This window comes from Micromonospora sp. TSRI0369, from assembly GCF_001905625.1.
GTDB lineage: Bacteria > Actinomycetota > Actinomycetes > Mycobacteriales > Micromonosporaceae > Micromonospora > Micromonospora echinospora_A.
Genome location: NZ_LIVU01000006.1, coordinates 238649 through 261352, shown reverse-complemented (window position 1 = coordinate 261352; position 22704 = coordinate 238649). Strand labels below are relative to the sequence as shown.

Here is a 22704-nt window from a genome sequence, read left to right as displayed (position 1 = left end):
GACGGCGTCGCAGAATGAGGTGACGCGTGACCGAGGCGCACATCGAGAGTGAGCTGCCCCCGCCGCTGCCCGAGGGCGGCCTGCGGATCATCCCGCTCGGCGGACTCGGCGCCATCGGCCGGAACATGACCGTCTTCGAGTACGACGGCAAGCTGCTCATCGTCGACTGCGGGGTGCTGTTCCCCGACGTCGAGCAGCCGGGCGTGGACCTGATCCTGCCCGACTTCGCCCCGATCCTGGACCGGCTGGCCGACGTGCAGGCGATCGTGCTCACGCACGGCCACGAGGACCACATCGGCGCGGTGCCGTACCTGCTCGCCCACAAGCCGGACATCCCGCTCGTCGGCTCCCAGTTCACGCTCGCGCTCGTCGAGGCGAAGCTGGCCGAGCGGCGGATCCAGCCGTACACGCTGACCGTGCGGGAGGGCGGCCGGGAACGGCTGGGCCCGTTCGAGTGCGAGTTCTTCGCGGTGAACCACTCGATCCCGGACGCGCTGGCGGTGGCCATCCGTACGCCGGCCGGCCTGGTGCTGCACACCGGCGACTTCAAGATGGACCAGCTTCCGCTGGACGGGCGGATCACCGACCTGGCCGGGTTCGCCCGGCTCGGCGCGGAGGGCGTCGACCTGCTGCTGTCGGACTCGACGAACGCGGAGATCCCCGGTTTCGTCACGCCGGAGCGGGAGATCGGCCCGGTCCTGGACTCGATCTTCGCGAAGGCCAAGGGGCGGATCATCGTCGCCTCGTTCGCCTCGCACGTGCACCGGGTGCAGCAGGTCTTCGACTCGGCGGCGGAGCATGGCCGAAAGGTGGCGCTGATCGGCCGGTCCATGGTCCGCAACATGGGCATCGCCCGCGACCTGGGCCTGCTCAACATCCCGGCCGGCCTGGTGGTGGGCATCGAGGAGGCCACCAACCTGCCGCCCGAGCAGATCGTGCTGATGTCCACCGGTTCGCAGGGCGAGCCGATGAGCGCGCTGGGCCGGATGGCCAGCGGCGACCACCGGCACATCACCATCGCGCCCGGCGACACTGTGGTGCTGGCGTCCTCGCTGGTGCCCGGCAACGAGACGTCGGTCTACCGGGTGATCAACCGGCTGGCCCGCGCCGGCGCCGTGGTGGTGCACAAGGACGTGGCGAAGGTGCACGTCTCCGGCCACGCCCCGGCCGGCGAGCTGCTCTATCTGCTCAACGTCGTACGCCCGAGCAACCTGATGCCGGTGCACGGCGAGTGGCGGCACCTGCGGGCGCACGCCCGGCTCGGCATCGAGTCCGGCGTCGCGCCGGACCGGGTCGTGCTCTGCGAGGACGGCGACGTGGTCGACCTGGTCGAGGGCCGCGCCAGCCTGGTCGGGCGGGTCAAGAGCCGGTACGTCTACGTCGACGGTCTCGCCGTCGGCGACGTCAGCGAGTCGCTGCTCACCGAGCGCCGGATCCTCGGCGACGGCGGTTTCATCGCCGCGACGGTCGTTGTCGACTCGGTCACCGGCAAGGTGGTCGCCGGGCCGACCGTCTCGGCGAAGGGCTTCTCCGAGGACCAGGCCGCCTTCAACGCGGTGATCCCGCTGGTCACCGAGGCGCTGAACCGGGCCGCCGCGGACGGCATCACCGACCCGCACCAGCTCCAGCAGATCGTCCGCCGCACCGTCGGACGCTGGGTCAACGACGCCTACCGCCGCCGGCCGATGATCGTCCCGACAGTCGTCGAGGTCTGACCCGACCGCGCCGCGCGCCGGTCCACCGTCCACGGTGGGCCGGCGCCGTCGCTTTCCGGGTACGTCCCGACACGCCGCGTCGAAACCCTCCGGTAACCCTCATCCGATCGGCGTCCGTCTCCGTACTCCGGGACGGCCGGCGTGCCCCTGCGCCGGCCGGGAGGAGCGTGGCGGATGGACCGCAGACGGATGACAGCCATCGGCGTACTGGTGGCGGCGGCCGGGTTGACGGCGGCGGTGACCGTACCGTCGTTCGCCGGTGAGGAACCCCGGCGGGCCGCGCCGGCCACCGACGGCGTCGCCCCGGAGGTCCTGGACGCGATGGGCCGCGACCTCTCACTCACCCGTGACCAGGCGGTGAAGCGGCTGCGCACCGAGCGGTGGGCGGCCGGCACCGTCACCCGGCTGCGTGCCGAACTCGGCGCCGGGTACGGGGGCAGCTGGCTCAGCGCGGACGGCGCGACGCTCACCGTGGCGGTGGCCGACGCGGCCGGCGAGGCACGGGTCAAGGCCGCCGGGGCGGTCCCGAAGCGGGTCGCCCGCGGTGTCGCCGAGCTGGACGCGGTGAAGTCCCGGCTCGACGCGGCGGGCGGCGCGGCCAGCCCGGACATCGCCGGCTGGTACGTCGACGTGACCGACAACGCGGTAGTGGTGGTGGCCCGTCCGGGCGCGGAGGCCGACGGCCGCCGGTTCGCCGCCGCCGCGGGGTCGAAGACCGCGATGGTCCGGGTGCGCAGCGCCGACGAGGCCCCGCGTCCGCTGTTCGACGTGCGGGGCGGCGACGCCTTCTTCATCAACAACGCCGGCCGCTGCTCGGTCGGCTTCTCGGTGGTGGGCGGATTCGTCACCGCCGGGCACTGCGGCCGGCCGGGGGACCGGACCGCCGGATCCAACCGGGTCGCCCAGGGCACGTTCGCGGCCTCCTCGTTCCCCGGCGACGACTGGGCGTTCGTGCGGGTCAACGGCGACTGGACGCCGCAGGGCGTGGTGACCGACTTCAACGACGGCGGCACGGTGGCGGTCAACGGCTCCACCGAGGCGCCGGTCGGGGCCTCGATCTGCCGCTCCGGCTCCACCACCGGCACCCGTTGCGGCCTGGTCCAGGCCAAGAACGCCACTGTCAACTATCCGGAGGGGACGGTCACCGGGCTGACCCGGACGAACGTCTGCGCCGAGCCGGGCGACTCGGGCGGCGCGTGGCTCTCCGGCGACCAGGCGCAGGGCGTCACCTCCGGCGGCTCCGGCGACTGCACCCGGGGCGGGGTCACGTTCTTCCAGCCGGTCAACGAGATCCTCCAGCGCAACAACCTCACGCTCGTCACCGCCGGTGGCCAGCCGGCCCCGACGCAGCCGCCGGCCGGTGGCGGGGAGACCACCCCGCCGTCGACCGTCCCGCCTACCCCGCCGGCCGGCGACACCGAGTGCGCCGGCCAGGTGAGCCGGACCGGCCGGATCGCCGCCGGGCGGGTCCAGGTGCAGCCGGACGGGCGTTTCTTCCGGGTGCCGGGCGGCACCCAGGAGGCGTGCCTGGCCGCGCTGGACGGCGTCCGGGTGACGTTGGAGCTGCAACGCTTCACCAATGGCGCGTTCCGCACCGTGGCCCGCGCCACCAGCGCCGACGGTGTGGCCCGGCTGACCGCCGAGGGCCCGGCCGGCGCCTACCGGTACCGGGTGATCGGACTGTCCGGCTCCGGCGAGTACACGCTGGCGTTCTCCGCCCGCTGACCGCCGCATCGGAACCGCGGCCCCCGACCACCACCGCCCGGTGGTTCGGGGGCCGCGCCGCGTCGCCGGTCGGGCGGTTGGCGCCGGGTCAGGCCAGGGCGGCGACCGCTTCGGCGTACGCGGCGCCGGTGCGGACCGCCGCGGCCACCAGCACCTCCAGCTGCGCCGGGGCGACTCCGCAGGACAGGTCCGTGGAGACGCCCGCTGCGAGCACCAGCGTCCCGTCGCCGGGCTCGTGCACGTAGGCGGCGGGCAGCAGCCGGTCGTGGTTCCAGGCGTTGCAGAACGCGTACGCCTCGGCGCGCCGCTCGGCCGGCAGCGTGCGCGCCGCCACCACCCGGGCGTGCAGCACGTCGCCGTGGCGGCCGAGCAGGCGGAACTGGATCGTCGCCTCGCCCCACCGGCCGACGAGCGTGCCGTCCGGCTCAGGCGTGTACGGCTCGCCCCGGGCGTCGAGCGCGGCGGCGAGCAGCGCCGCGTCCAGCGGGGCCGGCTCCTCCGGGCCGGGCGGGCCGGGCTCGGCCGGGTCCGGTTCCGGCTCCTCGTCGAACTCGCTCTCGGCGGCGAGCGAGACCGGCGCGGCGAGCGGCCGCTCGGCCAGCCAGGAGGCGATCCGGCCGGACTGGTGCCCGGTGCCGTTGCGGGCGTCGAAGCTGCCGGCGAGCGCCGTGGCCAGCGCCTGGAGCTGAGCCCCGAGTGTCGCCACGTCCACCTCGGCCGCCGGCCGCGAACCGTGCCCGGGGCGGTGGATCCGCCGCCCGCCGAGCCCGGCCTCGGCGGCCAGCCCGCAGAGCAGCGCGCCGGCCGCCGCGAACTCCATCGCGGACAGGTCGTCGGCCGGGTGGTCCAGCCGGGGCAGCTGCTCGGTCAGCACCTCCAGCCCGCGGTGCAGGTAGCCGCCCAGCGCGCAGAAGCGCAGGTGCGTGGCGAGCATTCCGAACGCGGCCCGCTCACGCCGGTGCCGGCGGTACGCGCGCACGTGCGCCCGGGCCGCCTCGGTCACCGCGCCGGTACGCAGCCACGGCAGCAGTCCCACGGCGAGTGCCCGTTCGGGCTGGTCGGTGCAGACCGTCGCCCCGGCCGCGGCCGCGGCGGCCTGCCGCTCACCCCGCCGGGTCGATGGCGTCTGCGGCGCGACCCAGCCGGTCAGCGCCGGCGCCAGCGCCACCAGCGCCGCCTCCGGCTCGCCCCAGCCCGCCAGCAGCTCGGCCCGTCGCGCCGGGGCGCAGCCCGGGCAGCCGCCCACCGGGCCCGCCGCGTCGCCGGCCGACCAGCGTTCGTACGCCCGCCGGGCGGCCGGCTCGTCGCCGAGGTGGTCGGCGACGCGGCACCGCAGCTCCGCGACCGGCGCGGCGTCCTCGCCCAGCTCCCCGGCGAGCGCGTCCAACAGGGACCGGGCCTGGTCCAAGCCGACCCGGGGCGTGCCGAACAGCGCCTCCACCGCCTGCCGCTGGTGCCGGCGCAGCCGGGTCAGCTCGTCCGAGCGGGCGTCCAGCAGCCCGGGGTGCCGCGCCACCGTCTCCCGCATCCGCCGGACCGGTTCCACGGTGCGCCACCGCTCACCCAGGTGCAGGTACGCCTCGACCAGCGCGAACCGCGCCGACAGGGCGGTACGCGGGTCACCGGTGGCGTCCGCGCGGGAGGCGATCCGCTCCAGCTCGGCGCAGCGCTCCTCGCCGTCGGGCCGGTCCCGGGCGTCGGCGAGCGCGGCGGCCAGCCCTCGGTCGCGGGCCGTGGTCATCGGAGCGTCCCGCCGGTCAGCTCCTCGACGGCGGCGGCCAGCTGGCAGCCGGTGGTGACACCGCAGTCGACCAGCCGGTCGAGCTGGTGCGGTGTGACCCCGCGCTCCAGGTCGGTGGTGACCTCGCCGCAGATCTGGGCCGACCCGTCGTCGGCGACGTGCACGTACGCCTTCGGCCAGAGCCGGTCGTGGTTCCACATGTTGCAGAAGACATGCAGCTCGGGCACGTGCTCGATGCCGAAGTGCCGCGCGACGACGGTGCGTACCTGGAGCAGCTCACCGGCCGCGCCCCGGCGGTGGAACCAGATCAGGTTCCGTTCCCAGCGGCCCACGAGCGCGCCGTCGGGCTCCTCGACCACCGCGTACCCCCGGTGGGCCGCCACCGCGGCGATCAGCTCGCCGGTCAGCGGGCGCAGCGCCTGCGGGTGTCCGGTCAGCGGACCGTCCGGACCGTCCTCGATCTCCGGCGACGCCATCGGGCATCCCTTCTGAGGCGAATAACACAAACGACGGTCCGACCCGTGCTGCGACGCGCGGACACGACCCGGAAAAGCGGCGTTCCACCGGGTGCCGCCGTTACCGTGACTCTATGGCGGGGCGTACCTCTCAGGCGAGCCGGCGGCGCGGCGCGTCGCCGCGTGGCACCACGAACAACCGCGCCCGTCAGCCGGCGAAGAAGGCGGCGGCGCGGAAACCGGCGCGGCGGCCGGCCCGCCGCGGGCCGGCTCCGGCCGCGTTCGTCGGCCGGGCCGCGGGCGCCGTCTGGATGGGGCTGGCCCACACGGTGGGCTGGGCGTTCCGGGCCGCCGGCCGGCAGGCCGCGTCCACCCGGGAGCTGGATCCGGAGCACCGCCGCGACGGCGCCGGGCTGCTGCTGTTCGGCCTGGCCATCCTCAGCGCGGTGGGCATCTGGGGCGGCGGGGCCGGGCCGGTGGGCCGGCACCTGGCCGACACCGTACGCCTGTTCATCGGCGCCATCTCGATCATCCTGCCGGTGCTGTTCATGGTCGGCGCGTGGCGGCTGATGCGGACCCCGGCCGACCCGGAGCACCGCGGGCGTGGCCTGGTCGGCTGGGGCTCGATGATGCTGGCGACCGCCTCGATGCTGCACATCGGGCAGAACCCGGTCGACGAGGTCCAGCGCGACTACGCCGGCGGTCTGCTCGGCGCGGGCGTGGGCGACCTGCTGAAGTCGGCGGTGACCGCCTGGGTGGCGATGCCGCTGCTGCTCCTGCTGCTGGTGTTCGGCCTGCTCGTGGTCACCGCGACCCCGATCAACAAGATCCCGGAGCGGCTGGGCCTGCGCGGTGGTCCGGGCGTGCCCGAGGACGAGGAGGAGGAAGCCGAGGCCGAGGCGGCGGCGAAACCGGCCCGCAAGCGGCCGGCGAAGCGGCTGTCCTCGCCGCTGGAGCCACTGGACCCGGACGACGAGCTGGCCGGCGTCGACCTCCAGGAAACCATCGTGCTGCCGCGCAAGACGCCGCGCGTGCCGGCGAACCGCAAGCCGGTCGACCCGCCGGAGCACTCGCCGCTGCCCACCCGCGCCGAGCAGCTCGCGCTCACCGGGCTGGCCGGCGACTACACGCTGCCGCCGGCGAACCTGCTCGGCAGCGGCGCCGCGCCGAAGACCCGGAGCAAGGCCAACGACGAGGTGATCGCCGCGCTCACCGGCGTCTTCGAGCAGTTCGACGTGGACGCCGCGGTCACCGGCTTCACCCGCGGGCCGACCGTCACCCGCTACGAGGTCGAGCTGGGCCCGGGCGTCAAGGTCGAGCGGATCACCCAGCTCTCCCGCAACATCGCGTACGCGGTGAAGTCGCCGGACGTGCGCATCCTCAGCCCGATCCCGGGCAAGAGCGCGGTCGGTGTGGAGATCCCGAACACCGACCCGGAGAACGTGTCGCTCGGTGACGTGCTGCGCTCGCGCGCCGCGACCAGCGACCACCACCCGATGGTGGTGGCGCTCGGCAAGGACATCGAGGGCGGCTACGTGGTGGCCAACCTCGCGAAGATGCCGCACATCCTGATCGCGGGCGCGACCGGCGCGGGCAAGTCGTCCTGCCTGAACTCGCTGCTGGTGTCCGTCCTGACCCGGGCCACGCCGGACGAGGTGCGCCTGCTGCTGATCGACCCGAAGCGGGTCGAGATGACCGGCTACGAGGGCATCCCGCACCTGGTCACACCGATCGTGACGAACCCGAAGAAGGCGGCCGACTCGCTGGAGTGGGTCGTGCGCGAGATGGACATGCGCTACGACGACCTCGCCGCCAACGGGGTCCGGCACATCGACGACTTCAACCGCAAGGTGCGCAACGGCGAGATCAAGGCCCCGCCGGGCAGCGAGCGGGAGATGCGGCCGTACCCGTACCTGCTGGTGATCGTGGACGAGCTGGCCGACCTGATGATGGTCGCGCCGCGCGACGTGGAGGACTCCATCGTCCGGATCACCCAGCTCGCCCGGGCCGCCGGCATCCACCTGGTGCTGGCCACCCAGCGTCCCTCGGTCGACGTGGTCACCGGCCTGATCAAGGCGAACGTGCCGTCCCGGCTCGCGTTCGCCACCTCCTCGCTCGCCGACTCGCGGGTCATCCTGGACCAGCCCGGCGCGGAGAAGCTGCTCGGCCGCGGCGACGGCCTGTTCCTGCCGATGGGCGCGTCGAAGCCGCAGCGCATCCAGGGCGCCTGGGTGACCGAGCGCGAGATCGCCGACGTGGTCAAGTTCTGCAAGGACCAGCGGGAGCCGGAGTTCCGTCCGGACGTGCTCGCCCCGGCGCAGGACAGCAAGAAGAAGATCGACGAGGACATCGGCGACGACCTGGACCTGCTCGTGCAGGCGGTCGAGCTGGTGGTCACCTCGCAGTTCGGCTCGACCTCGATGCTCCAGCGCAAGCTGCGTGTGGGCTTCGCCAAGGCGGGCCGGCTGATGGACCTGATGGAGACGCGCGGCGTGGTCGGGCCGTCCGAGGGCTCCAAGGCCCGCGACGTGCTGGTCAAGCCGGACGAGCTGGAGGAGGTCCTGGCCGGGCTGCGCGGCGGCGAGGACTGAGGACCCACGACGGACGACGGCGGCCCCCACCATCAGGTGGGAGCCGCCGTCGGCGGTTCCGGGTCAGTTGAGCAGCGCGGCGACGAGCACGGCGCCGATGATCGCGCCGACCACGCTCGCGGCGGCGGCGTACCAGCCCAGCGGCTTGTCGCCGAGGACCGCGCCGACGATGCCGAGGATCAGGCCGAGGACGCCGAAGATCAGCGGGGACAGGAAGATCGCGAGAGCCGCGAAGACGAACGCGACGATCGTGCAGATCCGGGCGGCGTTGCTGCGCGGACGGGCGCTGGCGTGCATGTCGGCCATGGGGTCCTCCGTGATGATCGCTCTGTCGGTCAACGGGAGACCGGGTACCCCGGGCGTCGCATCGTCCAAACCGGATGCGGATGATCAGCCGAAGAGCTTGAGCCCGATCACGCCGGCGACCACCAGCAGCAGGCAGGCCACGCGCGGCAGGTTCACCGGCTCGCCGAGCGCGAGCATGCCGACCAGCGCGGTGCCCACCGCCCCGATGCCGACCCACACCGCGTATCCGGTACCGACCGGGATGTCGCGCAGCGCGTACGCCAGGCCGGCCATGCTGGCCACGAGCGTGACGCCGAAGACGGCGGAGGGAAGGGGACGGGTGAAGCCGGCGCTGCGATCGAGCGCGATCGCCCACGCGGTCTCCAGGAGTCCGGAGAGCACCAGTACGAGCCAGGCCATGAGATCACCTCTGACGGGCGGGCCCGGCGCGGAGCGGGCCGGGCGACGGTTGGGTCGCGCGGGGCGTCTTGGCCTGACCGGGTACGCCCACCACTCGTCCGGGACGGCCCGTGGGCCGTCGTGGCCGACGGTAGCACCGGCCGGGCCGCACCGGTGGCGGGGTGAGAAAGCCCACCATGAGTGGAGTTGACGTCAACTTCAGGTTGCACGATTGAGGGCATGACCGTGCTCTTCTCCGACGACGACGTCGCGGCCGCCGTGGACGCCCCGCTCACCGTCGCGGCCATGCGGGACGCGCTCCTGGCCGCGTACGCCGGGCGGCTCATCGCCCCGCCCCGGGCGTCCGCGCCGCTGGGCGGGGGCCGGATGGTGCTCACCGCCGGGCACCTCACCGGGCAGTGGTACGGCTTCCGCTCGTACGACACGTTCGGCCACCCGGAGAGCGGTCAACTCGTCGTGCTGCACGACGCGGCCACCGGCGCGGTACGCGCCATCGCCGTCGGCGAGGAACTGGGCTCCCGGCGCACCGGAGGACTCGGTGGCGTGGCGGTGGACGCGCTGGCCCGCGCGGACGCCGCCACGCTCGGCGTGGTGGGTTCCGGGCGGCAGGCGTGGACCCAGGTCTGGGCCGCGGCGGCGGTCCGGCCGCTGCGCGAGGTGACCGTCTACAGCCGCTCGGCGGCCCGGCGGGAGGCGTTCGCCGCGCGGGTCCGCGCCGAGCTGGGCGTGCCGGCCCGCGCCGTCGGCTCGGCCACCGCCGCGGTGCGCGACCGGGACGTGGTGGTGCTCGCCACCACGAGCACCGTCCCGGTGATCGACGCCGCCGACCTGGCGCCCGGCACGCACGTCAACACGGTCGGCTTCAAGCAGACCGACCGGCACGAGTTCGGCACCGACCTGCTCGACGCCGCCGACCTGCTGGTCACCGACTCGCCGGGGCAGGCCGCCGCGTACGTCCCGCCGATGCTCGCCGCCGTCGAGCCGTACGCCGGGCGGTTGCGCGACCTGGGCGCGGTGCTGGCCGGGGCGGTTCCCGGCCGGACCGGCGCGGACCAGGTCTCGGTCTTCTGCTCCACCGGCCTGGCCGGTACGGAGGTGTTCCTCCTCGACCGGCTGGCCCGCGTGGCCGCTCCCGCCCGCTGAGCGCGCCGGACGGGCGGCGTGGCGGTGCGGAACCGGCCCGGTACCCTCGGATGGTGTCTGCCACCTCCTCCACCCCGCAATCCGACGGGCGCCGGGTCGCCCTGTTGACCCTCGGCTGCGCCCGCAACGAGGTCGACTCGGAGGAGCTGGCCGCCCGGCTGCATGCCGACGGGTGGCAGGTGACCACCGACGGCGAGGGCGCCGACGTGGTGGTGGTGAACACCTGCGGCTTCGTGGAGAAGGCCAAGCAGGACTCGATCCAGACGCTGCTCGCCGCCGCCGACACCGGCGCGAAGGTGGTCGCCGCCGGATGCATGGCCGAACGGTACGGCCGTGAGCTGGCCGACAGCCTCCCCGAGGCGCAGGCGGTGCTCAGCTTCGACGACTACCCGGACATCGCCGCCCGCCTCGACTCGGTGCTGGCCGGCGAGGCGATCGGCGCGCACACCCCCCGCGACCGGCGGGAACTGCTGCCGCTGACGCCGGTGAAGCGCCGCGACGCGGCGGTGTCGCTGCCCGGGCACGGCACCCCGGCCCGGGTCGCGCCGCAGACCGACGCGCACACCCCGGCGCACCTGCGGCAGGTGCTGCGGCACCGGCTCGACACCGGCCCGGTGGCCTCGCTGAAGCTCGCCAGCGGCTGCGACCGGCGGTGCGCGTTCTGCGCCATCCCGGCCTTCCGCGGCGCGTTCGTCTCGCGTACCCCGGACGAGCTGCTCGCCGAGGCCGAGTGGCTGGCCAAGACCGGCGTACGGGAGCTGGTGCTGGTCAGCGAGAACTCCACCTCGTACGGCAAGGACCTGGGCGACCCACGCGCGCTGGAGAAGCTGCTGCCGCAGCTCGCCGCGATCGACGGCATCGTGCGGGTCCGCGCCAGCTACCTCCAGCCCGCCGAGACCCGGCCCGGCCTGGTCGAGGTGATCGCCACCACGCCCGGCGTGGCCGCGTACTTCGACCTGTCGTTCCAGCACTCCAGCGAGCCGGTGCTGCGCCGGATGCGGCGCTTCGGCTCCACCGACCGGTTCCTGGAGCTGCTCGCCTCCGCCCGCGCGCTCGCGCCGGACGCGGGCGCGCGCAGCAACTTCATCGTCGGCTTCCCCGGCGAGACCAAGCAGGACGTGGCCGAGCTGGTCCGGTTCCTGACCGAGGCGCGCCTGGACGCGATCGGCATGTTCGACTACAGCGACGAGGACGGCACCGAGGCCGCCGGGCTGACCGGCAAGGTCTCCGCCGCCACGATCAAGCGGCGGTACGACAGGCTCAGCGCGCTGGCCGACGAACTGTGCTCGCAGCGCGCCGAGGAGCGCCTCGGCGCGACTGTGGAGGTGCTCGTGGACTCGGTCGCCGACGGCGTCGTGGAGGGCCGGGCCGCCCATCAGGCGCCCGAGGTCGACGGATCGACCACGCTCGTCGCGCCGGACGGCGGCGGCGTCGACCTGGCCGCGTTGCGCCCCGGTGACCTGGTCCGGGCCACTGTCACCGCGACCGAGGGTGTCGACCTGGTCGCCGTACCGGATGAGATGATCTCGGCGGCGCCCGGCGCGGTACGGTGACGGCGGGCCCGGACGGAGCGGGGAAGCCACGTGGGGCGATGCGGGACATGACGGGAGCGGAGTCGACGGCGGCTGCCCCCGTACCGCTGCTCAACGCGGCGAACCTGCTGACCGGCGCGCGCCTGGTGCTGGTGCCCGTCTTCGCGGCCACCGTGGTCGCGTCCGCCATGACCCACGCGGGCTGGCGGATGGCCGCCTGCCTGATCTTCGCGGTGGCCTCGGCGACCGACCTGGTCGACGGCTGGATCGCCCGCCGGTTCGAGCTGGTCACCTCGCTGGGCAAGGTCGCCGACCCGATCGCCGACAAGGCGCTCACCGGCGCCGCGCTGGTGCTGCTCTCCGTCTACGACCGGCTGCCCTGGTGGGTGACGGTGGTGATCCTGGCCCGCGAGCTGGGCATCACCGCGCTGCGCTTCTGGGTGATCCGGCACGGCGTGATCGCCGCCAGCCGGGGTGGCAAGGTCAAGACGGCGCTCCAGATCCTGGCGATCACCTGGTACCTCTGGCCGATGCCGGAGGCGCTCGCCGCGATCGGCCCGTGGATCATGGGGGCGGCTGTCGTGGTCACCGTGGTCACCGGGTTCGACTACATCGCCCAGGCGTTGCGGCTGCGGCGTCCGGCCCGTTGATCCGGCGGCCGACGAGTAAGCCGCCCGGGCGCGGGAAGAGAGGGCGGGCATGAACACCGACGCGAGACACCAGCAGCCCGCCGGCAGCCCGGCGGCCTCCGTCGTGCACCGCCTGCACGAGTGCGGCCAGACACTGGCCACCGTCGAGTCGCTGACCGGCGGGCTGCTCGCCGCCGCGGTCGTGGAGATCGCCGGGGTCAGCTCGATCTACCGGGGCGGCATGGTGGTCTACGCCACCGAACTCAAGGCGACGCTCGCCGGCGTACCGGAGGACCTGCTGGCCGACCGCGGCCCGGTCGATCCCGACGTGGCCGCCGCCCTGGCCGAGGGCGGGCGGCAGCGGTGCGGCGCGGACTGGGGTCTGGCCACCACCGGTGTGGCCGGGCCGGAGCCGCAGGACGACAAGCCGGTCGGCCTGGTCTATGTGGCGGTCGCCGGGCCGGACGGCACGCAGGTGCGCCGGCTCGACCTCGACGGCGGCCGCGACCACATCCGCGCGGCCGCGGTGATCGAGGCGCTGCGCCTGCTCGCCGACCGCATCGAGCTTCCCGAGGACGCCGACGCCGACGCCGACGCGGCGGCGGGGGCCGGCCGCCGATGAGCCGGCCCGGCGCCGACACGCCCGGCGGCGGGTCCGCCGACCGGCCGATCCGCACGGATTTTCAGAGGCGGGGTGGGATGTCGTCGTGGCAACCAACGGGTACGGTTGCGGGAAGGCTCCGACGGTCGTCGTCGGCGTCGGAGCGGTTCCCGCGTCCGGCGCGGCGCGGTCGGCCGGAGATGGTGGTCCCGTTCAGGGGGAGGTGCGATGGTCCTGCTACGCCGGGTGATCGGTGACGCGCTGCGGACACGCAGGCAGGGGCAGCACCGCACCCTCCGCGAGGTGTCGTCCGCCGCCAACGTCAGCCTGGGCTACCTCTCCGAGATCGAACGCGGCCAGAAGGAACCCTCGAGCGAACTGCTGGCCGCCATCTGTGACGCGCTCGGCGCCCGCCTGTCGGAACTGCTGCGCGAGGTGAGCGACACCGTCGCCCTCGCCGAGCAGATGCCCGGCGTGCTGGTCCCGGTGGCCGACGAGCCGGTCGAGCCGGCCCCGGTGGCCCCGACCGCCGTGCGCAAGGCGACGAACCGCGGCGTCCGGCAGGTCACCTCCGACGGCGCGGTCGCCGTCCAGGTCCGGCAGGACTCGCCGCTCAAGGCCACGCTGCGCAGCACCCGGGTACGCCCCGCCGAGCGGGATGTGGTCTGCGCCGCCTGATCCCGCCTGTCGCGTCGTGGGCGGTGCTGGCGCCCGCGTCGTACTGTTGATCAGGAGCGTACGGGTGCCGGAGTGGCGTCCGGCTGGGACGATGTAGGCGCGACGCTACTGAGGGGACGAGGCGGAGATGGCTAACCCGTTCGTCAAGGGTTGGAAGTACCTGATGGCGCTCTTCGGCGCGAAGATCGACGAGCACGCCGATCCGAAGGTGCAGATCCAGCAGGCCGTCGAGGAGGCGCAGCGCCAGCACCAGGCGCTCGTCCAGCAGGCGGCGGCGGTGATCGGCAACCAGCGTCAGCTGGAGATGAAGCTGTCCCGGCAGATGACCGAGGTGGAACAGCTCCAGGGCAACGCGCGCCAGGCGCTGGCGCTGGCCGACCAGGCCCGGGGCAAGGGCGACGAGACCGAGGCCGGGCGCTACGAGCAGTCCGCCCAGATGCTGGCCACCCAGCTCGTCTCCGCCGAGCAGGCTCTGGAAGACCTCAAGACGCTGCACGACCAGGCGCTGGGCGCGGCGGCCCAGGCCCGCAGGGCGGTCGAGAACAACTCGATGATCCTGCAGCAGAAGCTGGCCGAGCGCACCAAGCTGCTCAGCCAGCTGGAGCAGGCCAAGATGCAGGAGAGCGTGGCCCGCTCGCTGGAGTCGATGTCGTCGCTCACCGCGCCCGCCAACACCCCGTCGCTGGACGAGGTACGCGACCGGATCGAACGCCGCTACGCCACCGCCATGGGCCGGGCCGAACTCGCCGGCAACTCGGTCGAGGGCCGGATGCTGGAGATCCAGAAGGCCACGCTCGACTCGTCCGGATCGGCGAGACTGGAACAGATCCGGTCGAGCATGGCCGGCGAGCAGCTCGGCGGCCGGCACGAGACCCCCGCGGTGGGGCAGCCGACCGACCCGGCCGCCACCGCCCGGCTCGACGAGATCCGGGCCAGCATGAGCCGGGAACGCGGCACCGGGGAGAGCACGACCGGCTGACGGAGGGGCGGACACCATGGCGGACGAACGGGCCCGACATTTCCGCAGGTTGCGCCGGCTGCGCAACTCGGCGCGACGGTGGAGCGTGATGGCCGGAGGGCTCGGCGGCGCCGCCGCGGTGCTCACCCCGTACGCCGGACTGGGCCTGCCGGACGCGGCCTGGGCCGGCGCCGCGGGCAGCGCGATCGCGATCGCCGCCTGGCGCTGGGCCGACCACCGGGCGCTCGCAGCAGTGCCGGCGCCGCCCGCTCTCGACCCGGCGGAGGCCGCCGCCCGTTCCCGCGCCCGGCTGGTCGCCGCCGTCGAGCGGCTGCCCGTGGGTCCGGGCGTCCTGGCCGAGGTACGCCGGGTCCGCTCCCGCATGGCGTTGCGCGGCACCGCCGCGGCCGAGCCGTGGGCCCGGCTGGACCGGGCCGCGCTCACCCTGGCCGGGCTGGCCGGACGGCTCACCGGGCTGGCCGAGCCGGCGGTCCGGGAGGCGGCCGAGGCCGATCGTTCCCTGCGTGAGCTGGCGAACCGGGTGGCGGGCGTGGAACGCGCGGCGAAGCTGACCCCGCAGAGCACGCTGGACGAGGTGCACGCGACGCTGGTGGCCCAGTTGGAGGACGGGGTGGCCGCGTACGAGCGGCTGGTGGTGGCCGCCGCCGGCTATGTCGCCGAGGACGCCCGCCCGAACACCGCGCACCCGGCCGCCGCTCGGCTGACCGAGGCCACCGACCTGCTGCACGGGGTGGCGTCCGCCCTGGCCGAACTCCGCACCCCCCTCCGAGCCCCATAACCCCGGCCGGCATCGCCCCGCGCGTCGATCGCCCCGCGCTGATTGTTCCGCGCGTTGATCAAGGAGTTTGTGTCCTGAGGCGCCCGCCGAATCCGTACACAAACTCCTTGATCACCGACGCAGCCAGGGCCGGGCGGAGGGCTTCGGCCTCCCGCGCGGACAGCTCGCGGGTCAGGTGCCCCCGCACCTGCTGACCGCCCCGCCGACCTCGGTGATCATGAAGTTGACGGTAATGTTGCTCTCCGAAGCTGCCGTCAACTTCATGATCGTGCGGCTCTCGTTCGGCTCGGGCGTGGCGCTCCTCCAGCGCCTCGCCTTCCTGTGTCTGTGGGCCGGTGATCAAGGAGTTCGTGTCCTGTGCAGGGCGGGAAATGGACGCAAACTCCTTGATCATCGGGGCGGGGGTGCTGGCCGGGCGGACCGGACGGTGTCGAGGTGAGCGCAGGGCGGTGCTCCCGCTCGCCTCGGTGATCATGAGGTTGACGGTGTTGTTGATCTCGGAAGCTGCCGTCAACCTCATGATCGACCCTGACAGGGAGGGCTACGTGGGGGTGGTTATGGGGGTGGGCGGGGTCCAGGGGGAGGTGCCTACGACGTTCGTCGCGCGTACCCGGTAGTAGTAGGTGGTGGCCCGGGCCAGGCCGGTGTTGGTGAAGCCCCGGCCGGTGACGCGGAACGTGGCCGGCTCCCTGGTGAACGCGGCGTCGGTGGCGCGCTGCACGATGAAGCCGGCGCCCGGCCCGGCCGGCGCCTCCGCCGACCAGCTCAGCGTCACGGTGGCGGTGTCCGGTCCCGGCGCGCTCGCGATGACGCTCACCGCCGTGGGCGCCGTCGGCCGGGCCGGGGTGGTCACCCGGGCCACTGTCGACCAGGGGGACGCCGCGCCCAGGTACGTCGTGCGTACCCGGTAGTAGTACGTGGTGTCCGGGGCGACGGCCGGGTCCAGGTGGGCCTCGCCCACGGCGATCGCTGTGGTGCCCGGGCCGCTGGTGAACGTCGGGTTGGTGGCGCGCTGCACGTCCACACCGGTGGCGAAGGAGTGGTTCGCCCAGCGCAGCGCCACCCGTAGCGGCGCGGTCGGCAGCACCGCCGAGGTGAGCCGGGCCGGCGCGGCCAGGCGCACCGCCGCCGGTACGGCATTCGACCAGGACGAGCAGCTCACCGCGTTCTCGGCCCGGATCCGGTAGTGGTACGTGACGCCGGGGGTGACTGTCGCGTCGGTGTAGCGGGTGGCGGTGGCGGCCACGGTGATCTCGGTCAGCCCGGCGGTGAAGGTGCTGTCGGTGGCACGTTGCAGCAGGTGGCTGGTGGGCACCGGGCGGCTGCCGTTGCCGGTCCAGGTCAGCGCGATGGCGGGCAGCGCGGTGGCGCTGCCGGGCGCCGGGGTGGCGGTCAGCCCGGTCGGTGCTTTGGGCGCCACCCGCAGCACCAGTGGACGGCTCATGCCCTGGTCGCGCAGCCCCGCCGAGCGGGTCTGCCAGCGGTACTCCCAGCCCAGGTTGACGAGTTGGTTGACCACCGTGGCGGGGCGCCCGTCGGCCGGGCTGACCGGGCTCGCGTCCAGCCGCGCGCCGACGGGCCGGGACGGGTCGAGCAGCCGTACGCTGTCGCTGATCTTGAACGGCAGAGGCGGCGGCGCGGGACGCAGCGCCACCACGACGTCCTCGCGGGGGTTGACCCGGACGGTGTCCTTCCAGCCCAGCTCGCCCGGCTCGGGCGGGCGCAGCGTGCCGTCCCAGCCGACCCGGTTGACCAGCTGCACGTCGCAGCCCTCGATGTGCACCGGATGGGTGCGCGGGGCGTCGCCGACGATCCGCCACAGTTGCGTGCCGTCGCCCGGCGCGCCGACCGGCACGGCCGGGTCGGTGGCGTGCAGCACCTCGGTGGCGGGTTCGACCGGGCCCAGCGGCAGCGTGGCCGGGAGCAGCGGCCCGCTGACCGGGTGGCCGACGCCGAGGCGGCCCACCGCGCGGCCGTGCCGGGGTTCGAACACCTGCCCGACCGACTTCACCGCCAGCGGCAGCGTGACCGGCGTCGCCGCGCCGGGCGGGGTGAACGTGACCGAGCCGTCCCGCGCGCCGACGAGCGTCGGCCGCGGGGTGTGGGTGCCGAACGCGGCGTCGTACGCCGGTTGCGGCACGATCGGCGGCGGCTGGCTGTGGGCGTACGCCCCTGGTAGCCGGTCGGCGAGCCGGCGCGTGTCGTACGGCTCGGCCGGAACGCCGGTGACCCGGATCTGGAGCAGTGTGCGGGTGTTCGGGCCGTAGCCGGGCCGGGTCGGCGGCAGCCCGCCGGAGCCGCTCCGGTCGGGCGCGCCGGTGTGGTGGTCGTAGCGCGGATCGAACCGGGGCAGCGGCGCGGGGCAGTCGTTGTAGAGGATGAGCGTGCTGCCCGGCGGCACGGTGGCGAAGTCCACGATCACGTCGGCCCGCTCGCCGGGGGCCAGCAGCAGCGCGTGACCGTCCACGTTGAGCACCGTCGGGTCCTGCCTGTCGTACCGGTAGTCCACCGGCCGGTTGGCCAGCACCACCGGGGCGGGGAGCAGCCCGCTCTCGTTGCCGATCTGGATCAGGTCGGGTCCGGCGGCGGCCGGGTCGGGCACGCCGCCGTCGCGTCCGTCCACCGGCCAGTACGCGGGCCGCCCGGGCGCGCGTACCGCCTCGACCATCGGCACCTCACCGGCGGCCGGGTCGGCCGGGCTGCCGTCGTCGGCCCACATCGGGCCGTCCGAGGCGGCCCGGTAGAGCTGCAGGTTGAGCGCCCGGTCCGCGCAGGCGTTGAGGATCCGGAACCGGTACGCGCGCGGTGCGACCTCCAGGTACGGGTAGGCCACGCCGTTGACGAGCGGGGTGTCCCCGTACGCCTCGGGCACCGCCGACGGGTGCGGCACGGCGGGTACCAGTGGCGGCTCATCCGGGTCGGCGTCGGGGTCGTGGTGCGGGTTCGGCACCGGGGCGACCCACGGGCTGGCCCCGCCGTCCGGGTCGTGGGTCCACGGGCCGTAGTCCCAGCGGCCGGTCGGGTTGCCGCCGGTGAGCCGGTACGGGTTCTGCCGGGGCTGGTAGACGTGCGGGTGCCAGAGGCTGCCCTTGGCGCCCCAGCGGTCCCGGTCCCAGGTGGGGTCCTGGGCGGCGAGCTGTGCGTCGTCCGGCACGAACGTCTTGTCCTCGATCACCAGCGGGAACTGGTCGGCGGGGAGCACGCCGTCGTCGACGAGGCGTTCCTCGGCCGGGTCGGTGAGCAGGTACAGCGCGATCTGCCCGGAGTAGACGGTGAGCCGGGACAGGCCGAGCGTGTTGTCGTGCAGCCACATCAGCCGGCCGCTCTGCTCGTTCGGGAAGTACAGCGTGGTGGCGCCCGCGCCGGGCGGCGGCATGTCCGGCACCGGGGTGACACCCACCCCGGCCGGGTACGGCGTGATCTCGCCGGCCGGGGTCACCCACTGCCACGGGTTGCCGGCGCTGATCCACCCGGTCTGCGCGCCGGACAGGTGCGGCACGGCCCGGTTCTGCGGGTACGGCGCGGGGCCGTCGAGCGGGCCGGCGCCGGCCCCGTCGACGGTCTCGTCCACCGGCAGGAACAGTTCCCCGGCCCGCCCGGTGGGGAGCTGGTTGATGAACTTGATCCGGACCGGGCGGCCCCGCCGCGCGACGATCATCGGGCCGAGGTGCCAGGGGCGGTCCGGCGGGCCGACCGTGTTGTGGCCGGCGGCGTCGGTGCCCAGGTTGAGCTGGCGGTATCCGCGCAGCCGGGTGGCCGGCAGGTCGCGGTGCAGGCGTTGCGCGTACTCCTGGAGGCCGATCTCGTAGTAGTCGCAGCCCGGCCACGTGATGGTGTCCGGGACGGCGACGGGCAGGCGGGCGCTGAGCCCGGCGGTGGCCGGTTGCCCGGGCAGCGGCAGCGGGTCGACGAACTTGCGGATGCCGGTGCCGGGCGCCGGGCGGCCGTCCGCGTCGAGCGTGGGCAGCGGGCTGGCGGCGGTGTTCGGCACCGGGCCGAACAGGCGCGGGACGGCGGCCGGGTCCAGGCTCGCCGGGGTGGCTCCGTCGCCCGGCTCCTCGTCGCCGGCGCGCGCGGCCGGTACGCCCCGCGCGGCGGAACCGGCGAACGTGGTGGGCGCGGTCTCCTCGGCGACTCCGGCGCGGTCCGGCCGTCCGGGCCGGAGTCTGCGGAACAGCACCATGGCTCTCCCCGGGGTCGGGGCGCGCCGGCCGACACCCCGGCGTGGCGGCGTACGCGCTGCTGACGAACGGTGAGCGGTCAATCGCAGCATGCGACGTCGCGGGGGTGCGACGGAAGTACCCAATCGTCCCTATCTCGGCGATCTTTGGCGTTTCGTGGAAGTTCTACGTCAGGCGCGGTCGGGCTGGCAGACCGGGCACCAGTAGGTGACCCGCTCGCCCAGTTCCTCCTTGCGGATGGCGGCCCCGCAGCGCCGGCACGGCTGGGCCCGGCGGCCGTAGACGTAACTGGTGCCGCCCCGGCGCAGCACCCCCGTCGTGCTCTGCGTCCAGCGGCCCCGGTTCGCCGCGAGCAGCCGCTGCGCCAGCGCGACGGTGCCGGGCAGGTCCGGCACCGCGCGGACCGGCGTCCAGGGGGACACCCCGCGCAGGAACAGCACCTCGCACTTGTAGAGGTTGCCCACCCCGGCGAGGTTGCGCTGGTCGAGCAGCGCCTCACCGATGGTGCGCTCCGGCTCGGCGGCGAGCCGGCGTACCGCCTCGTCGGCGTCCCAGTCCGGGCCGAGCAGGTCCGGGCCGAGGTGACCGACGAGCGACTCCTCCTCGGCCGTCGCCACCAGCGCCAGCTCGTGCAGGTGATAGCCGACGGCGACCGCGCCGGGGGAGCGGAGCACCACGCGGATCAGGTGCGCCGGCCGCGCCGTCCAGCGTTCGCCCGGGGTGTACGCGCGCCAGACGCCGTCCATCCGCAGGTGCGAGTGCAGCGTCCACTGCGTCCCGGTGGGCGCGGTCAGGCGCAGCAGCAGGTGCTTACCCCGGCTGGCCGACTCGCGCACGGCCCAGCCGGTCAGGTCGGTGGCGGCGAGCTGCGGCACGCGGAAGTCGGACCCGGTGAGCCGGGCCCCGGCGAGCGCGCGATCCAGGACGCGCGCGGTGTTCCAGACGGTGTCGCCTTCGGGCACCCGGCCATTGTCCCCTACCGAACAGAATTCGCATGTGTCGCCATTTGTACTGAGGTTCCACTTGATCAGCGGAAACGCAACGATCGGGGGGTTCTGAGGAGAATGCTGATGGCTCATTCTGGACGTCGTATCGTCGTCGCCCTGACTGCCCTGCTCACCGTGGCCGCCGGACTGCCCGGCACGCCCGCGTCGGCCGCGCCCCCGTCCACCGTCGTGCCGGCACGCGCCGGCGCGCCCGACCCCGAACGCTGGTCCGTCGACCTCGCCGTCGCCGGCGGCGACGACGTCAACGTCGCATGGCGTTCCGGCCGCCTCCGGCTGGCCGACCCCCGCCCCACCGCCCGCACCCGCCCGGCCGCCGTGGGCGGCCCGGTCGCCGAGGGCATCCTGCTCTCCGCGCCGCGCGTCCTGGACCGGCCCGCCACCCGGGTACGCGCCCGGCTCACCGCGAGCACCGGCGACGGGGGCACGGCTGTGGCCCAGGTGCGCGGCTGGCGCGCCCGGGGCTGGACCGAGTGGCGGGACGCCGCCGAGGCCGTGTTCGACGAACCGGTCCGCCGGGTGCAGGCGCGCGTCGTGCTGACCACCCGGGGCGCCGCCTCGGAGGCCACAGTGACCGGCCTGACGCTGGCCGCCGACCGGGTCGCCACCACGGCGGTCCAGCCGGCCGCCGCGCTCACCTACCGGGTGTACGCGACCCGGATCGGCCTGGTCGGCGGCACCACCGCCAACGGGCACACAGTGCGTGCCCGGGACCACTTCGCGGCGCTGCCCAGCCGGCGCGGACTGTCCCCGCGCGGCACCGGCGACTACACCGTCAAGGTCTGCACCACCAGCGGAAGCCGCTGCGAGTACGCCCCGGTCTGGGACGTCGGCCCGTGGAACACCCGCGACGACTGGTGGAACCCGTCGTCCATCCGGGAGAACTGGAAGGACCTGCCGCGCGGGCGGCCCGAGGCCCAGGCGGCCTACCAGAGCAACTACAACGGCGGGCTGGACCAGTTCGGACGCACCGTGCGCAACCCGGCCGGGCTGGACCTGGCCGACGGCACGTTCTGGGACGGGCTGCGGCTCACCGACAACGCGTGGGTGGACGTGACGCTGCTGTGGACCGGTGGCGGGGCCCGGGCCGTCGTCGGCTCCGGGCCGCTGAACCTGCGCGCCGGGGCGGGCACCTCGTACACCAGCCGTGGCCTGGCCGCCACGTACGCCCACGTGCCGGTGCAGTGCTACGTGACCGGCCAGCGCATCGCCGGCACGTACCGCACGACGACGCGGTGGTACCGCCTGGTCGGCGGCACCTACGTCAGCCACGCGTACCTGTCCTCGATCTACGGCGGCACAGTCCCCCGCTGCTGACCCCCCTCGCTCGCCCTCGCCCTCGCCCGCCCCTGACCCCCGTTGATCTTGCAGTTTCGGCCCTTTTCGTAAGGCATTTGTCCTTTGTGTCGGGGCACCAACTGCAAGATCGCGGGGGGTCAGAGGGCGAGGGCTAGGGGATGGTGAGGGTGATTAGGGCGCCTGGGGTGGTCTTGAGGGTGCCGGCGGCTCGGCCGGTGTTCACCGCTATGGCGACCAGGCCGGCGGAGTCGACGTAGACCACCAGGGTGCCGGGTGGTGCATCGCCGAACGTGCGGCCGTGCACCGCCTCCCGGCCGTTCACCAGCACCCGGGGCGGCAGGCCGTCGAGCAGCGCGCCTGGCGCGGCGAGCTGGACGTTGCCGAAGTGGTCGACGGTCAGCACCTCGGCGGTGAGGCGGCCCGGCCCGGCGCGGACCACCGGTTCCGGCAGCCGGACCAGCGTGCCCGGATCCACCGCCGGCCCGGCCCCGCTGAGTGGCGCGCCCAGCGCCAGCCGGGCGGCCACCGGCGCGAACACGTCCCGCCCGTGAAACGTGCGGGAGACGACGGAGCCGAGCCAGTCCGGGTTGGTCAGCTCCACCGCGGCGCTCACCCCGCCGAGCGCCTCCGCGGCCGGTACGAGGAGCCCGTTGTCCGGGCCGACGAGCAGCCCGCCGGGCGCGGCGAGCGCGACCCCGCGCCGAGTGGTGCCGACGCCCGGGTCGACCACCGCGACGTGCACGCCCCACGGCAGGTACGGCACTGTCTGCGCGAGCACCGCAGCGCCCCGGCGGACGTCGGCGGGTGGGATCAGGTGCGTCACGTCGATCACCCGGACGGCCGGGGCGAGCCGTGCCAGCACCCCGTGGCACGCCGCCACGAACCCGTCGGCCAGCCCGTAGTCGGTGGTCAGCGAGACACAGCTCGGACCGCCGCCCGTCGGCCGCG

The 22704-nt window shown here is 74.5% G+C and carries 19 protein-coding genes and 1 riboswitch; of the genes, 11 read left to right on the top strand and 8 right to left on the bottom strand.

Features of this window, described 5'->3' with window-relative positions; translation table 11 throughout:
- Positions 1-26: 26 nt before the first annotated feature.
- Both AMK25_RS21920 and AMK25_RS21915 read left to right on the top strand, forming a co-directional pair.
- Positions 27-1715, top strand: a complete 1689-nt coding sequence (locus AMK25_RS21920) for a ribonuclease J (protein WP_073830262.1) — start codon at positions 27-29, stop codon at positions 1713-1715.
- Positions 1716-1889: 174 nt separating this feature from the next.
- Positions 1890-3440, top strand: a complete 1551-nt coding sequence (locus AMK25_RS21915) for a S1 family peptidase (protein ID WP_073830261.1) — start codon at positions 1890-1892, stop codon at positions 3438-3440.
- An 88-nt stretch (positions 3441-3528) separates the two neighbouring features.
- Here AMK25_RS21915 and AMK25_RS21910 read toward each other — a convergent pair whose 3' ends face one another.
- Both AMK25_RS21910 and AMK25_RS21905 read right to left on the bottom strand, forming a co-directional pair.
- Complete coding sequence (locus AMK25_RS21910; RefSeq protein WP_073830260.1) at positions 3529-5181, bottom strand: YbjN domain-containing protein; 1653 nt, start codon at positions 5179-5181, stop codon at positions 3529-3531.
- Positions 5178-5657 (bottom strand): YbjN domain-containing protein, encoded by a 480-nt coding sequence (locus AMK25_RS21905; protein ID WP_073830259.1) that lies wholly within the window; start codon positions 5655-5657, stop codon positions 5178-5180. The genes AMK25_RS21910 and AMK25_RS21905 overlap by 4 nt, the downstream gene beginning before the upstream one ends.
- 113 nt (positions 5658-5770) lie before the next feature.
- Here AMK25_RS21905 and AMK25_RS21900 point away from each other — a divergent pair, with 113 nt between their 5' ends.
- Positions 5771-8227 carry a DNA translocase FtsK gene (locus tag AMK25_RS21900; RefSeq protein WP_073830258.1) on the top strand — a complete coding sequence of 819 codons (2457 nt, stop codon included), beginning with the start codon at positions 5771-5773 and terminating at the stop codon, positions 8225-8227.
- A gap of 63 nt (positions 8228-8290) precedes the next feature.
- Here the strand turns inward: AMK25_RS21900 and AMK25_RS21895 are convergent, their stop codons facing one another.
- Positions 8291-8533 carry a hypothetical protein gene (locus AMK25_RS21895; protein WP_013474454.1) on the bottom strand — a complete coding sequence of 81 codons (243 nt, stop codon included), beginning with the start codon at positions 8531-8533 and terminating at the stop codon, positions 8291-8293.
- Between the two features lie 84 nt (positions 8534-8617).
- Complete coding sequence (locus AMK25_RS21890) at positions 8618-8932, bottom strand: DMT family transporter (RefSeq protein WP_073830257.1); 315 nt, start codon at positions 8930-8932, stop codon at positions 8618-8620.
- A 57-nt stretch (positions 8933-8989) separates the two neighbouring features.
- A riboswitch (guanidine-III (ykkC-III) riboswitch) is annotated at positions 8990-9055 on the bottom strand.
- A 96-nt stretch (positions 9056-9151) separates the two neighbouring features.
- Between AMK25_RS21890 and AMK25_RS21885 the strand changes: the two genes are divergently transcribed.
- The 7 genes from AMK25_RS21885 to pspM all read left to right on the top strand — a co-directional run bounded on the left by AMK25_RS21885 (position 9152) and on the right by pspM (position 15272).
- Positions 9152-10075, top strand: a complete 924-nt coding sequence (locus AMK25_RS21885) for an ornithine cyclodeaminase family protein (protein WP_073830256.1) — start codon at positions 9152-9154, stop codon at positions 10073-10075.
- A 50-nt stretch (positions 10076-10125) separates the two neighbouring features.
- The gene (gene rimO, locus AMK25_RS21880) at positions 10126-11628 is read left to right on the top strand and encodes a 30S ribosomal protein S12 methylthiotransferase RimO (RefSeq protein WP_073830255.1); all 1503 of its coding nucleotides are present in this window, start codon (positions 10126-10128) and stop codon (positions 11626-11628) included.
- A 47-nt stretch (positions 11629-11675) separates the two neighbouring features.
- A complete protein-coding gene (gene pgsA / locus AMK25_RS21875) occupies positions 11676-12257 on the top strand; it encodes a CDP-diacylglycerol--glycerol-3-phosphate 3-phosphatidyltransferase (protein ID WP_198937626.1) in 582 nt (193 codons plus the stop codon).
- A gap of 49 nt (positions 12258-12306) precedes the next feature.
- Entirely contained in the window at positions 12307-12858 is a 552-nt protein-coding gene (locus AMK25_RS21870) for a CinA family protein (RefSeq protein ID WP_073830253.1), read from the top strand.
- A 207-nt stretch (positions 12859-13065) separates the two neighbouring features.
- Positions 13066-13515, top strand: coding sequence for a helix-turn-helix domain-containing protein (locus AMK25_RS21865; protein ID WP_073830252.1), 450 nt, complete (start codon positions 13066-13068; stop codon positions 13513-13515).
- A gap of 127 nt (positions 13516-13642) precedes the next feature.
- Complete coding sequence (locus AMK25_RS21860; protein WP_073830251.1) at positions 13643-14494, top strand: PspA/IM30 family protein; 852 nt, start codon at positions 13643-13645, stop codon at positions 14492-14494.
- Positions 14495-14510: 16 nt separating this feature from the next.
- Entirely contained in the window at positions 14511-15272 is a 762-nt protein-coding gene (gene pspM / locus AMK25_RS21855; RefSeq protein WP_073830250.1) for a phage shock envelope stress response protein PspM, read from the top strand.
- 58 nt (positions 15273-15330) lie between these two features.
- On the opposite strand, the gene AMK25_RS32035 is transcribed toward pspM, so the two are convergent.
- The 3 genes from AMK25_RS32035 to AMK25_RS21840 form a co-directional block, all read right to left on the bottom strand.
- Entirely contained in the window at positions 15331-15792 is a 462-nt protein-coding gene (locus tag AMK25_RS32035; protein ID WP_158070677.1) for a hypothetical protein, read from the bottom strand.
- A 21-nt stretch (positions 15793-15813) separates the two neighbouring features.
- Positions 15814-19545 carry a fibronectin type III domain-containing protein gene (locus AMK25_RS21845; protein ID WP_083664790.1) on the bottom strand — a complete coding sequence of 1244 codons (3732 nt, stop codon included), beginning with the start codon at positions 19543-19545 and terminating at the stop codon, positions 15814-15816.
- A 78-nt stretch (positions 19546-19623) separates the two neighbouring features.
- Positions 19624-20415: a DNA-formamidopyrimidine glycosylase family protein gene (locus AMK25_RS21840; RefSeq protein WP_143194775.1), complete on the bottom strand. Its 792-nt coding sequence runs from the start codon at positions 20413-20415 to the stop codon at positions 19624-19626.
- A gap of 108 nt (positions 20416-20523) precedes the next feature.
- Between AMK25_RS21840 and AMK25_RS21835 the strand changes: the two genes are divergently transcribed.
- Complete coding sequence (locus AMK25_RS21835; RefSeq protein ID WP_073830493.1) at positions 20524-21774, top strand: hypothetical protein; 1251 nt, start codon at positions 20524-20526, stop codon at positions 21772-21774.
- Between the two features lie 133 nt (positions 21775-21907).
- Here the strand turns inward: AMK25_RS21835 and AMK25_RS21830 are convergent, their stop codons facing one another.
- Positions 21908-22669: an SAM hydrolase/SAM-dependent halogenase family protein gene (locus AMK25_RS21830; RefSeq protein ID WP_073830492.1), complete on the bottom strand. Its 762-nt coding sequence runs from the start codon at positions 22667-22669 to the stop codon at positions 21908-21910.
- Positions 22670-22704: the final 35 nt, after the last annotated feature.